General features: G+C 59.1%; 11 protein-coding genes. 4 read left to right on the forward strand and 7 right to left on the reverse strand.

Annotation, left to right across the window (positions count from 1 at the left end; genetic code table 11):
• Positions 1 to 45: 45 nt before the first annotated feature.
• Entirely contained in the window at positions 46 to 2718 is a 2673-nt protein-coding gene (gene pepN, locus LPB405_RS00370) for an aminopeptidase N (RefSeq protein WP_219101459.1), read from the forward strand.
• A 388-nt stretch (positions 2719 to 3106) separates the two neighbouring features.
• Positions 3107 to 4366, forward strand: a complete 1260-nt coding sequence (locus LPB405_RS00375; protein ID WP_219101461.1) for a hypothetical protein — start codon at positions 3107 to 3109, stop codon at positions 4364 to 4366.
• A gap of 191 nt (positions 4367 to 4557) precedes the next feature.
• Here the strand turns inward: LPB405_RS00375 and LPB405_RS00380 are convergent, their stop codons facing one another.
• The 6 genes from LPB405_RS00380 to LPB405_RS00405 form a co-directional block, all read right to left on the reverse strand.
• Positions 4558 to 5730 (reverse strand): LCP family protein, encoded by a 1173-nt coding sequence (locus tag LPB405_RS00380; RefSeq protein ID WP_219101463.1) that lies wholly within the window; start codon positions 5728 to 5730, stop codon positions 4558 to 4560.
• 326 nt (positions 5731 to 6056) lie between these two features.
• The gene (locus LPB405_RS00385; RefSeq protein ID WP_005506069.1) at positions 6057 to 6311 is read right to left on the reverse strand and encodes a type B 50S ribosomal protein L31; all 255 of its coding nucleotides are present in this window, start codon (positions 6309 to 6311) and stop codon (positions 6057 to 6059) included.
• Between the two features lie 252 nt (positions 6312 to 6563).
• Positions 6564 to 7442: a TrmH family RNA methyltransferase gene (locus LPB405_RS00390; protein ID WP_012903560.1), complete on the reverse strand. Its 879-nt coding sequence runs from the start codon at positions 7440 to 7442 to the stop codon at positions 6564 to 6566.
• Positions 7439 to 8227, reverse strand: coding sequence for an ABC transporter ATP-binding protein (locus LPB405_RS00395; RefSeq protein ID WP_070676330.1), 789 nt, complete (start codon positions 8225 to 8227; stop codon positions 7439 to 7441). The genes LPB405_RS00390 and LPB405_RS00395 overlap by 4 nt, the downstream gene beginning before the upstream one ends.
• Positions 8228 to 8453: 226 nt before the next feature.
• A complete protein-coding gene (locus LPB405_RS00400; RefSeq protein WP_012903562.1) occupies positions 8454 to 9197 on the reverse strand; it encodes an SDR family oxidoreductase in 744 nt (247 codons plus the stop codon).
• 72 nt (positions 9198 to 9269) lie between these two features.
• Positions 9270 to 9986: a beta-ketoacyl-ACP reductase gene (locus LPB405_RS00405; RefSeq protein ID WP_005509097.1), complete on the reverse strand. Its 717-nt coding sequence runs from the start codon at positions 9984 to 9986 to the stop codon at positions 9270 to 9272.
• Positions 9987 to 10272: 286 nt separating this feature from the next.
• Here LPB405_RS00405 and LPB405_RS00410 point away from each other — a divergent pair, with 286 nt between their 5' ends.
• Positions 10273 to 10500, forward strand: a complete 228-nt coding sequence (locus tag LPB405_RS00410) for a hypothetical protein (RefSeq protein ID WP_005509100.1) — start codon at positions 10273 to 10275, stop codon at positions 10498 to 10500.
• A 155-nt stretch (positions 10501 to 10655) separates the two neighbouring features.
• Positions 10656 to 11384 carry a metal-dependent hydrolase gene (locus LPB405_RS00415; RefSeq protein WP_012903565.1) on the forward strand — a complete coding sequence of 243 codons (729 nt, stop codon included), beginning with the start codon at positions 10656 to 10658 and terminating at the stop codon, positions 11382 to 11384.
• Positions 11385 to 12130: 746 nt separating this feature from the next.
• On the opposite strand, the gene LPB405_RS00420 is transcribed toward LPB405_RS00415, so the two are convergent.
• Complete coding sequence (locus LPB405_RS00420; protein ID WP_219101465.1) at positions 12131 to 13729, reverse strand: ABC-F family ATP-binding cassette domain-containing protein; 1599 nt, start codon at positions 13727 to 13729, stop codon at positions 12131 to 12133.
• Positions 13730 to 13856 lie beyond the last annotated feature (127 nt).

The following is a 13856-nucleotide window of genomic DNA, read 5'->3' on the forward strand; positions in this document are numbered from 1 at the left end:
CGTTCAACTGCCATATTTTCGGTCATTACGACTAGAATAAAGAGCATGAATAATGAGAACCTCTCCCGCGAAGAAGCCGCAGAACGTTCGGCTCTCATCAGTGTCGACACCTACGACGTGCATGTCGACCTGACTAACGCCAAGGACCCCGAATTCGAGTCCTACCCCACCGTCACCACCGTCCGATTCTCCTGCAACACCCCCGGCGCAGAAACCTTCATCGACTACATCCACCACAGCGTCGACTCCGTTAAGCTCAACGGCACCGAGCTGACCCTGGCTGATGTCGTCGACGGCGCACGCATCACCCTGCCCAACCTGCAGGCAGAAAACGTGCTCACCATCCACGGTCGCTCCTACTACTCCCGCTCCGGCGAAGGTATGCACCGCTACTTCGACCCCTCCGACGGTCGCGTGTACCTGTACACCCAGTACGAGCCCTCCGACTGCCGCCGAGTCTTCCCGAACTTCGAGCAGCCCGACCTGAAGGCAGTCTTCAACTTCCGCATCACCGCACCCAAGGACTGGGTCGTCAGCTCCAACGGCGTACTCGAAAGCCAGGTCGTAGACCCCACCGACGACTCCATCACCAAGCGAGTCTTCTCCCCCACCGCAAAGATCTCCACCTACATCACCGCAATCGTTGCCGGCGAATACTTCACCGCAACCACCACCTACAAGCCCAAGAGCAAGGTCAACAGCGGCGACATCCCCCTGGTCGCATACTGCCGCCAGTCCCTCAAGCCGCACTTCGACTACGACCACATCTTCATGGTCACCAAAAACGGCCTGGACTTCTTCCAGGACCTCTTCGACTACCCCTACCCGTACCCCAAGTACGAGCAGGCATTCGTGCCCGAATACAACATCGGCGCAATGGAGAACCCCGGCCTGGTCACCTTCACCGAAGACTACATCTTCGTCTCCGGCGCAACCGAGGACGACCTCGAAGGCCGCACCAACACCATCTGCCACGAAATGGCGCACATGTGGTTCGGCGACCTCGTCACCATGAAGTGGTGGGACGATCTGTGGCTCAAGGAATCCTTCGCAGACTTCATGGGCACCCTCGGCGCTAAGGAAGCTAACCACTTTGAGGATGCGTGGGTCACCTTCGCGAACAACCGCAAGGCATGGGCATACATGCAGGACCAGCTGCCCACCACCCACCCCATCGTCGCTGACATCCCCCACCTGGAAGCAGCATCGCAGAACTTCGACGGCATCACCTACGCAAAGGGCGCATCCGTGCTCAAGCAGCTGGTCGCCTACGTCGGTTTCGACACCTTCATCGAAGCAGCACGCGTGTACTTCAAGCGTTTCGAGTGGGGCAACACCTCCCTGAACGACTTCCTGCAGGTACTCAACGAGGTGTCCGGCCGCGACATGCAAGCATGGGCTAACGCATGGCTGCAGACCTCCGGCGTGTCCGCACTGGGCACCAAGCGCGTCTACGGCGAAGACGGTCAGCTTACCGACCTGATCCTCACCCAGGAACTGCCCGCACAGCAGCCCGCAGGTCTGGGCCGCCCCCACGTGGCAAAGCTGGAAACCTTCGCACTGACCGACGGCAAGCTCACCTCCACCGGTCTGCTCTCCCTCGAGTACCCGGCAGAGCCCGTCTCCGAGCACCGCGTGGAGCTCACCGATGAGCAGAAGAAGCTCGTTGGCGAAGCTGACCTGCTCATGCTCAACGCAGAAGACCACACCTACGCCAAGGTCGCCCTGACCGACGAAGACGGCCTGCAGGCAGCTATCGAAGGTGTCTCCACCCTCGAATCCGCACTCTCCCGCGGCCTCATCTGGGGCTCCCTCTGGGAGAACGTGCGCGATGCACGCCTGCCCGTCACCACCTACGTCGACGCAGTCGTACGCAACGTCTCCAAGGAACCGAGCGCATCCCTGCTGGGCACCATGGTCAACAACGCACAGGTCGCTATCGCAACCTTCTCCGCACCCACCGGCCGCGAGCGCCTCTACGACGCTCTCTATGACGCATTCGCAGCCGCACTGGCACAGGCTAAGCCCGGCTCCGACGAGCAGCTGATTCTGCTGCGCGCCCTGATTTCGGTCTCCACCAACGCGACCAAGGGTGAAGAGCTCTGCCGCGATATTGCCCGCGGTGCTTTCGAAGACACCACCGGCGATATTGCTGACGCAACCGGCATTCCTTACGACCAGAACCTGGGTTGGAGTGCACTGGGTGCGCTCGCAAGCCGCGACCTGGTGACCGTTGAGGATCTGGACCGTGCGGCTAAGTACAGCCCCTCCTCGATTTCTTCGAATGGTTACGCGTACGCGATTGCTGCTCTGCCCTCTGCTGAGCGTAAGGCTGCCGCGTACAAGACCATCATGGAAGACGAGTCGCTGTCGAACGACGCTCTGGCCTCGACCATTAACGGTTTTGCTCGTGGCCCGGTTGAGCTGCGTGAGTCCTACTACGACTCCTACTTTGAGGCTCTGTTGCCTCTCTGGGCGTCTCGTTCGATTGGTATGGCGACCCGCATTGTACGTGGCCTGTACCCGAAGGCTCCGTACAACACCGGCTCCACCGAGGGTCTGGGTGTTGAGGGCAACCCCTCCGTGGCGCTGGCTCAGCGTTGGCTGGAGGCGAACCCCGAGGCTCCTTCGGCTCTGCGTCGTCTGGTTCTGGAGGCTCAGGACCACGGCCACCGTTCGATTGTGGCTCAGAAGTTCAACGCTTCCCTGCAGAACTAAGCTGCATGGTTTGAGTAGCTGAGGCGGGGTGTGGACCGGTGCCTAGACTAGGTTCCGATCTCCCCCGCCAGGTTCTCAAACTGATTGATGTAGACCGCCGCTTGGCACTTACCCGGTTGTGAACCGGGTGGTGTCGAGCGGTGGTCTTTTTCGCGGCTTTCTCAGCCGAAATTTTTGTTTCGGGAGGCTCCACGCGGAGGGTTCGCGGCCCTTTAGTGCGGCGACGTGAGCCATCGTTACCGGGGCTGATTCCCCCAAACGCAAAACTATATGCACCCGGTGCTAAAAGACAGATAAATGTCACCCGTTTTTGTGAGCTGTCCGCTCTGAAAGCATGAGAGAATAGACTAGGTATCCGCTCGCTTAGACATATCAGAAGGAGTTTTCAGTGGTCGATTACGCACTCGGTGACCGCGGTAGCGTTGACATCGTCACCGATGATTACTACGAAGCAGAAACCCTCCAAATTTTCGAGGAACTGCACATCGACCGTGAACGGATCTGGTACGGTGAAGCGCGTCTTGTTCCCGAACCGGATAACCCTTACGAACCCAACAGCATTGCCGTCTACATTGACGAATTCAAGGTAGGCCGCATGAGTGTGGAGGACTCCGCCGCGTACTGGGATTCCATTACCCGCGTGGTCGCCTCCGGCTACGAACCCATCGCGCACCTGCAGCTTTCCGCTGTTGCCGTACGCGCGGAAGGCGGCGGCATGCACGTGAAGAGCACCGGCGTGCTCTCCCTGTCCGCCCCCGGCTCTCTCTTCCCCCTCAACGACGCACCGACCCGCGCGACCCTGCTGCCCCAGGGCCCGTCCATGAAGGTGCTCGACGAGAAGGAACACTCCGAATACCTGCACAGCATCCTGCCGCCCAGCGGTGAAGGCCGCGTGATCCTGACCCTGGAAGCTAACCAGCTGAAGACCTCCGACGGCCGCGTGGTTGACAGTGTAGAGGTGCGCCACGACCGTAAGCTCGTCGGTCGCCTGAGCACCCAAATGTCTGAGCAGCTCACCCCCGTGATTCGTTACGCGTTCGAGAACGACCGCCTCACCAGCGCGTGGGGCACCATTCGCGGTAACACCCTCGAACTTTCGCTGACCGTTCAGGCTGCACGCCCAGCAGATATTCCGCAGGAATGGTACGAGACTCTGCCCAACAACGTTCCGGCTCTACTGCCCGTTGGTGAAGACTACGAGGTGCCCCCGGCATTCGTACCCACCGAAGGTGAACGCCACTACCTGGAGTCCTCTGCACAGCAGGCTCCGAAGAAGCGTCGCGGTTTCATGAGCTCCCTGACCGGTGGCTCCTCCGCACCCGCCGAGCCGACCCGCAGCGAACCTGCCGCGGAGAAGCCGGTTATCGAGTACAGCATTGAGGAAGAGGAATACTACGAGCCCTCCGAGCGCGAGCGTCTTCTGAACCTGGTTAAGGGTGCAGGCCTCGCAGTTCTGGTCGCCGGCCTAATCTCGATGCTGTGGACCCCTATGCTCGGCATCCTCATCGCGATTCTGGGCGGCGCTGTCGCGGCAGTTGCCTTCTACTTTGGTCGCCAGCCCTACTACGAGGACTACGAAGAATACGACGAGTACGAGGAAGAATACGAAGAGACCGACGAGGCTGAAGAAGTAGACTCGAAGGCATAAACTCCTCCACGACAGAGCGTAAAGATACAACGCAAAGATACAAAAGGGGCGGCTACCCCACTATCACGGTGAGGTAGCCGCCCCTTTTGTGTGCCTACCATCCTGAGCATCATGAGCTACGCGTGGAGAGCCGATTAAAACCAGCGGGGGTGAAAGCCTCATCAGCTTTCACCCCCGTAAGGAGTCAGATCTTAGTCCTGACCATAAGTTGCCATGAACTGATCCATGCTGTCATGCTGCAAAGCATAGGACAGGTTAGCGTTTGCAGCCTGGTTCACGATAACAATCGACTGACCGTCGTAGGACCAACCCGGGCCTGCGTTCGGCAGGGTGGTCATACGCATCGTGGTGTCACCGCTGGTCAGCACCGGAGCCGCAATCTGAGCAATCTGTGCCGCATTCAGACCGGAGTCCACACGCATATAACCAGCAATAGACTCAACAGCAGACTGGAAAGAGCCCACATTATCCAGTGCACCCTTAGACTTCATCGTGTTGTACAGACCGCGCAGGAACGCACGCTGGTTACGAACACGCTGGTAGTCACCATCAGCGAACTGGTAACGAGCACGCACGAACGCAAGTGCCGCGCCACCATCCATATGCTGCATACCCTGCTTGAAAGACCACGCATTGATATCGAAGTCGAAAGGTACCTGAACATCCACACCGCCGACCGAGTTCACCAGAGCTTTGAAGCCCTCAAACTCAATCTCAGCCACGTGATCAATCTTGATACCCAGCAGGTTCTCAACGGTTGCCACCTGCAGAGAAATACCGCCGTAGTTCAGTGCGGCATTAATCTTTGCCGCGCCGTAGCCGGGGATGTTCACCCAGGTATCACGCATAATCGAGACCAGGTACACGCCCTTACCATCAGCAGGGATGTGAGCAAGCATGATGCTATCTGCACGGGAGCCGCTCACCTGAGCTGCTTCAGAACCGGAACGAGTATCGCTACCGAGCAGCAGGATGTTCTTACCCGGACCCTTCACGACATCGTAGCTGTAACCGTCATCCAGGATGCCGTCGCCGTTCTTATCGTGCTCGCTGGCGTTCGCTGCAAGAGCCGCAGCAGCATCGGAGCCGTTCTTGCCGGTATCCGAGTTGGTGACGGTCGGAGCCTTCAGCTCCGTCACGTTGAGCTTCTTAGCCTCGCCAAGCTGCTCCTTAATTTTGCTGAGATCTTCATCCACCTTAGTGATGGAGTCAAACTTCTCGGTCTTGCTATCCCAGGTGTGGCCAGCACGCCAAATAAAGAAACCAATACCGAGGGTAATAACCAGCAGAAGAATCAGCAGGATCAGCAGAATACGCTTGACCCATTTCTTCTTCTGCGACGGTTCAGAGTGAGCGTCGCTCATTAAGTTGTCCTTTGTTTGAGGTGGTGATACGCGAGGCGCGCAGTGCACCCAGCGAAGTCTCTAGAATACAGAGAGCCGGAAAATAACCCGCCGATACGGGGCGGCGCTGGAGGGCACAGAAAATGCACAGCTCGCAAAATACTTTCCCATTGTAACGCCGTCAGCGGGTCTACGCACCGGTGAACGAAAGGTTTTACATTACAACTTTCCTCACGTTCACGCGAACCATTCTGCTACCCGCATAGAACGCGCAATGCCCCGCCTCCCTGAAAACCAAGGAGAACGGGGCATTGATCTCGCTAAAAAGCAAAACTGGGAAAGAAGATTTACTTCTTGCCGAAGTTGCCGAAGCGTGCGTTGAAGCGCTCGACGCGACCTGCGGAGTCCATGATGCGCTGCTTACCGGTGTAGAACGGGTGCGACTCGGACGAGATTTCAACCTCGACGATCGGGTACTCGTTGCCGTCTTCCCACTTCTCGGTCTTGTCCGAGGTCATGGTGGAACGGGTCAGGAAGACCTTGCCGGATGCGAGGTCGCGGAACAGAACCAGGTTGTAGTCCGGGTGGATTTCTGCCTTCATTGATTACCTTCTTCTGCTACTGGATTTTGCCAGTAGCCCTTATATAGATGGAGTAGGTTTTTCGATGTGCAGCTATCGAGAAAATCTCAGAGCGCATCACCATTGTGCCCGCATAGGGCGTGCACAACCCATTAAGGGTACCACCTTCACGGATTAAATCCCAGTACGTTCCCTCACAGGCACCAACCTACACACCGCAAGGGCCCCCGAAGAAGGCACTCACGCGGGTTAAGAATCAGGTGAGAACTCAGGTTATGAACGCGGGCGGGTCTCCCAGAACGCCACGGCACTCGCCGCCGCAACATTCAAAGAATCCACGCCGTGCGACATCGGAATCATCACCGTATCATCACACGCCGCCAAGGTGCGGGGCGACAGGCCGTGCCCCTCCGTGCCCAGAATCAGCGCAAGCTTCTCATCCCGGCGGGCAGACAGCTCCTCCAGGGTCAGCGAGTCCTCCTCCAAAGCCAACGCCGCGCTCTTAAAGCCCAGCTCGTGCAGGGTCTGCAAGTCAGCAGGCCACGACTCCAGGCGAGCCCACGGCACCTGAAAAACAGTACCCATCGACACTCGAATCGAGCGGCGGTACAGCGGATCAGCGCACCGCGGAGTCACCAGCACAGCATCCACGTTCAGCGCGGCAGCCGAACGGAAAATAGCGCCCACATTCGTGTGGTCCACAATATCTTCCAAAATCGCCACGCGAGAGGCACCCTGCAGCAACTGCTCCAGAGGCTGCGGCTCCGGACGAGCCATCGCCGCCAACGCACCACGATGCAGATGAAAACCGGTCACCTGCTCCAGCTGCTCCTCACTACCCACATACGCGGGAGTGTCAGGATGGGCGCGCAGAACATCCGCCAAATCATCAGCCCACTTCTCACTCATCAGGAAAGAAACGGGCTGATGACCGGCAACGAGCGCACGACGAATCACCTTCGAGGACTCCGCAATGTAAATACCCCACTGCGGCTCCATGGCGCTACGGAGCTTCACATCGGTCAGCTGCGTGTAGTAGCGCAAAGCCTGCTCGGGTGCCTGCGCCAGAGCCGTGACCGACTCGATGGCGTAGACACGCTCGGCACGCTCAGCGATCTGTTCGGCGCTCAGCTGCTTCGGGGCACGGCTCATGCGCGCTTGAACGCGGAGTAACGACCCGCGGAGGTGACGGTCAGAGCCAGGTCCATATCGTAGGTTGCGGCGAGGTTAGCCTCGGTAATGGTGGACAGGATCGGGCCGGCAGCAACCACGCCGCCATCACGGACCAGCAGGGCGTGGGTGAAGCCCGCCGGGATTTCCTCAAGGTGGTGGGTGATGAGCACGGTAGCCGGTGCGTAGGGGTCAGCGGCAAGCGCGGTCAGACGCTCAACCAGGTCCTCACGGCCGGAGATGTCCATGCCTGCGCCGGGCTCGTCCAGTAGCAGCAGCTCAGGATCGGTCATGAGGGCGCGGGCAATCAGTGCACGCTTGCGCTCGCCATCGGAGAGGGATCCGAAGGTGCGGTCAGCGAGGGTGTCGACACCCCATTCAGCCAGCAGTTCGGTGGCACGCTCGTCGTCCATGACGTCGTATTCTTCCTTCCAGCGGCCGGACACAGCGTACGCTGCGGTCACGACAACGTCGGAAACCTTCTCGTTGGCGGGAATCTGGGTAGCCGAAGCACCGGAGGACAGACCAATGCGCGGGCGCAGGTCGAATACGTCAACAGCGCCGAGGGTCTCGTCAAGGATTTCAACCTCGCCGCTGGTCGGGTGCAGGCGGGCTGCCGCAATCGAAAGCAGAGTGGACTTACCGGCGCCGTTGGGGCCCAGAACAACCCAGCGTTCACCTTCGTTCACAGTCCAGGAAACGTCGTTGAGAATCTTGCGGCCGCCGCGAATCACGGAGACATTCTGAAGGTTGAGTACGGTGCTCATGGTTCTTCTTCCAGTGAGTTAGATGGATGGGATGCGCCCCACCCCGCAACCCGTGCCGGGTTATCGGAGCGGTTGGCGCATAGTGCGCGGGTACCCCACATTGGGTTCCTCGCGCTAAACCTTAGGGGCTATAGGTGCCGCCGCGTCAGGGGCGGCGCGCCTCATCAAATGTACCTTGTCAGAGGGGCGGGCGCATCCGCGACGGCACCCATAGCAGCTGAAGTTATTAGTCGATGAAGCCGCGTGCGCCGCCGACCAGCTCAACGTGGCCGGTTTCAACGTCTGCGGTGACCATCTTCGCGATTTCCTGCGCGAACTCGTTGACGGTGTAGAGCTTGCCGGCGGTCTCGCGGCGCTGCTCAATGGCGCCGGGGTGCAGGCGGTTCAGCAGGGTTGCGGTGACGGTGCCTTCAATCATGTCAGCGGACACGACGACCAGGGAGATACCCTTCTCGGAAAGTGCGGGGATCTCGGCGATCAGTGCGTCTTCGCCTGCGCGCTTGGACTCTGCGACGGGCTTGTACTCGTCCATGGTCTCAACCTCGCGGATGAAGTGCGCCTGGTGGCTGGTCACGAACACGATGCGTGCGCCTTCGGGCATCTTCTCTGCAGCCAGGCGTGCCAGGTTCAGCTGTGCGTCACGGTTCAGGCGCATTGCGTAGTCTTCGCCCATGCCGGATTCCATGCCGCCCGAAGCGTTCAGAATCAGGTAGTCCAGGGAGCCGAAGGTCTCCACGGCGGTGTTGACGAGGTTCTGCAGGTCCTCATTGTTGGTCACGTCAGCCTGTACTGCGATTGCCTTGCCGCCAGCCTCTTCAATAGCCTTGACGATCTTGTTCGCGCGCGGTGCCTTGGAGCGGTAGTTCACCACGATGTTCGCGCCCTCAGCGGCGAGAATCTGTGCGGTGTCTGCGCCAACGCCGCGGGAGGAGCCGGTAATGATGATGGTCTTGCCGGTCAGCTGTGCCATAGTTTTATGTCCTTAAAGTCTAGAAAGGGTGCGCCCACGCTCAGGCGCTTCGTGCAGTCCGTACGGGTGGGGTTAGTGACCCATACCCAGGCCGCCATCAACGGGGATGACAGCGCCAGAAATGTAGCTAGCCTCATCGGATGCGAGCCAGCGAATCACGCGAGCGACCTCTTCTGCCTCCGCGAAACGACCAGCCGGGATGGACGCGAGGTAGTTCTTCTTGGTCTCTTCGGGCAGAACCTCGGTCATTGCGGTGTTAATGAAGCCCGGTGCCACCACGTTAGCGGTGATGTTGCGGCCGCCCAGCTCACGGGTGATGGAGCGCGCCATACCGACCAGTGCAGCCTTAGATGCGGAGTAGTTGACCTGGCCGGGGGAACCGTACAGACCCACCACGGAGGAAACCAGGATGATGCGGCCGCGCTTGAGCTTCAGCATGCCCTTGATGGCGCGCTGAACCACGCGGAAAGAACCGGTGAGGTTGGTGTCGACCACGTCGGTGAAGTCGGATTCCTTCATGCGCATCAGCAGCATGTCGCGGGTGATACCTGCGTTGGCGACCAGCACCTCCACGGGGCCGAATTCTGCTTCAATTTCCTTGAATGCTTCGTTAATGCTGTCGGCATCGCGTACATCTGCCTTGACGGCGAAAAATTCTTCGGGGGCTTCACCGCTACGGTAGGTGATGCAGACGTTGTGTCCTGCTGCCTGGAATTCCTTGGCAATTTCGTAGCCGATGCCTCGGTTGCCGCCGGTGACCAGCACGGTCTTGGGAGTGTTCTCGCTCATGAGCTTCCTTGATGAGTCGACCCCTCACGATCAGAGCCGATGCAGCGGCTCCGCGGTCGGGGTGTGGACGGATGGACAGTCGAACCTTATTTTACCGCGTTTTAGGGTGATGGTGCCGCAGGCTACACTCCGCTCTTGGGTACTGAACGCCCGCTCCCCTTCTTTTACATGCCTCATCGGGCGCGTACACTAGCTGAAGCGGAACAACCCGCACCCCTTTTCTGCGGGGTTGCGCGGGCACGGAATAACACCGCACGTAGAGGCGCAATAGTAAGGATAAGAAGACATGGATCTGCTCGGCTCACTCTCACAGGACGCACAGCCCGAGTACGCCAAGTGCTCCCGCAAGGGCTGCCAGCAGGCTGCAGAATTTCAGCTGCTCTGGAACAACCCGAAGGTGCACACCCCCGAGCGTCGCAAGATTTGGCTGGCGTGCTCCGAGCACGTGGGCTGGCTGGAGAACTACCTGCGTGAGCGCGAGTTCTGGAAGCAGACTCTGCCGTTTGAGAGGTAGTGCCGATTGAGAAGTGATGCCGCTTGAGGGGATAACCCCACCTATCGAAAGTAATTTCGATATATGCTATATTTGTTCTAATTAGTTCGAGTGAACATCCCGGAACCCAGGCAACCACACTCGCAGGGCAATCACATTCAAGGAGGCACCTCCCCATGATGGGCTATTCGCACACCGTCAGCGCCGCAGCTGGCTGGCTAGTGCTCGTCGAGACGGGAGTGGTGCAGGTTCCCGATACCCCCACCCTCATCGTGACCACCCTGGCGTGCGCCGGTGCGGGCATGCTCCCGGATATTGACCACCACAACGGCAGTATCGCCAACTCCATCCCACCCCTTTCACGCTGGGTAGCACGTATTGTCGGGGCGGTCAGCGGCGGACACCGCAAGGGAACGCACTCCATTTTGGGTCTGATAGCTTTCTGGGCGGTTGCCTATTTCAGTGCCAACCTGAGCTACAACGGAATCCCCTGGGCTTCACTGCTTCTTGCCGCATTCTCGGGCGGTCTAGCCTTGCGCGTGCTCGGCGCACCGGGTGGATGGATCGGTGCCGTTGCCCTTGGATACGCAGCCTATACAACCGATTCGCTGGCGCTGCTCCCCTGGGCTATTTCAGTTGGCGCCACCATTCACCTGATTGGCGACCTGCTGACAACCCGCGGCCTGCTGCCCCTCTACCCCATTGTCATCAAGCCCCTGGTGGCATCCCCCCTATGGAAAAAGAGCGGCTACATGGCGCTGCCACTCCTGGGTGATGCCGGCAGCGTACGCGAGAAGGCACTCGTTCTAGCACTGACCGGGTACATCGCCTGGTACGCGGCAGCCATGATGGGCTTTACCGAATACCCCCTACAAATGTTCGGACTGGGTATTCACGCCGCATAACTAAATTCTCACTGAGGACAGCAAAGCGCCCCGTCACTTCCCTACGGAAGCGGCGGGGCGCTTTTCTAATCCTTATCCCGACCTATCGGGGTGAGAGATTAAGCGTCCTGGATGGGCCAGAAGACGTCAACCTCAACGTTCTCTTCACCGGAGGTGGGGTACTTCTCGAACTCAGTGTTGTGCATTGGCAGTTCTCCTTCGTGAGCGGGCGGGAATCTCTTCTCCCCCGCGTTAGCTCACCATCTGCAGTGAGCCCTAATGTTTCGCATTTGCGTCCTCGCAATGGCGGGAACAGTTATAAGTCTACGCCCCCTGCATGTTGGGTTTCTACTATTTTTCCCACAATGTATGTAGAGACACATGAAAAATTCAAAAAGCCCACACAGACCCCCTGAAATATCGCCTAAGAGCTTTTCTTTCCTTCGGGAAAACCCACAAGGCAACATTATTTCCCGTCAAATACGCCACGAGTTTCGTGTGTCAGAACCCACAGTTCCCATGCATAGGAACGCAATAACATCACATATGATCAGAAAACAATACAACCCCACGGGTCAGGTCACATTTTTCGGCACTATTCACGCGAAAAAATACCGATAACATCTTCCGCAACGCATCTTCAGAACATAGAAATACGCCCCGGACAATAAAACAACGAGCAATACACGCAAAGAGGCCCCGGCGCCACACGGCACCGGAGCCTCACCCATGCTTTTATGTCGGCGAATACTGCTTTACGCCAGCCTTTACGCCAGCGAAATCAGATCCTGGTAATCCTTCGACCACAAATCCTCCACCGCATCCGGCAGAAGCAGCACACGCTCAGGATCCAGCGCCTCCACGGCGCCCTCATCGTGAGAAACCATCACAATGGCACCCTGGTACGCCTTCAACGCGTTCAGAATCTCCTCACGCGAGGCGGGGTCCAGGTTGTTGGTCGGCTCATCGAGCAGCAGCACGTTCGCACTCGACGCCACCAGGGTCGCCAAGGACAGACGGGTCTTCTCACCACCGGAAAGCACACCGGCAGGCTTATCCACATCATCACCGGAGAACAGGAACGAACCCAAAATCGTGCGCACGCGGGTGTCGTCCAGATCCGGCGCGGCAGACTTCATGTTCTCAAAGACAGTGCGGTCACCATCAAGAATTTCGTGTTCCTGCGCAAAATAGCCCAGCTTCGCGCCGTGACCGTACACGACCTCACCCGTATCAGGCTGAGTGGAACCAGCCAGCATGCGCAGCAGAGTGGTCTTACCGGCACCGTTCAGGCCCAGCACCACCACGCGCGAACCGCGGTCAATTGCCAAATCAACGTCCGTGAAAATCTCCAGAGAGCCATAGGACTTCGACAGACCCTGCGCAGAGAGCGGCGTCTTACCGCACGGCGCCGGATCCGGGAAGCGAATCGCCGCAACCTTATCGCTCTGGCGCTCCTCCTCCAGGCCACGCAGAAGCTTCTCAGCACGCTTAATCATCTGCTGAGCAGCAACAGCCTTCGTCGCCTTCGCGCGCATCTTATTCGCCTGCTCCATCAGAGCATTCGCCTTCTTCTGCGCATTCGCACGCTCACGCTTGCGGCGGTGCTCATCCTGCTCACGCTGAAGCAAGTAGTTCTTCCAGCCCATGTTGTACTGGTCAATCACGCAGCGGTTCGCGTCCAGGTAGAAGACGCGGTTGACGACCAGTTCCATCAGCTCAACATCGTGGCTAATGACCATCAGGCCGCCCGAGAAGTTCTTCAAGAAATCGCGCAGCCACAGAACCGAGTCGGCATCCAGGTGGTTGGTCGGCTCGTCCAGCAGCATGGTGTCCGCATTGGAGAAGAGAATACGCGCCAGCTCCACACGGCGACGCTGACCGCCCGACAGAGTGGACAGCGGCTGGGCGAGCACACGCTCCGGCAGGTCCAGGTTGGAGGTGATGACCGCCGCCTCCGACTCCGCCGCGTAGCCGCCGCCGGCAATGAACTCAGCCTCCAGGCGGTCGTAGCGGCGCATACCCTTAGCACGCACCGCCGGGTCCTCACTCGCCATGTCCTCCTGCGCCTGACGCATCTTGCGCGCCACACCGTCCAGGCCACGCGCCGAGAGGATGCGGTCACGAGCCAGCTGGCTCATGTCATCCACCTTCGGGTCCTGTGGAAGGTAGCCGATAGTGCCGCTGCGGGTCACCGTACCGTCAGCGGGCAGGGTCAGACCGGCAAGCACCTTAGTCATAGTGGTCTTACCGGCACCGTTGCGGCCCACCAGACCGATCTTGTCGCCCTTATCGATGCGGAAGGTGACCTCTTCCATGAGCAGGCGCGCGCCTGCACGCAATTCGAGGTTCTGTACAGCAATCATGGGTGCCTTTCCGGATGGCGGTCTGGTGTGTGGGTTGATAGTGCTCGGTAGGCGGGACTCGCCGGGCTAGAAGTAGCGAGCGCGCGGAGCACCTCATCAATTTTAGTGCAGGTGTGCCGAGTGCGCA

It is taken from the genome of Rothia mucilaginosa, assembly GCF_019334805.1.
GTDB lineage: Bacteria > Actinomycetota > Actinomycetes > Actinomycetales > Micrococcaceae > Rothia > Rothia mucilaginosa_C.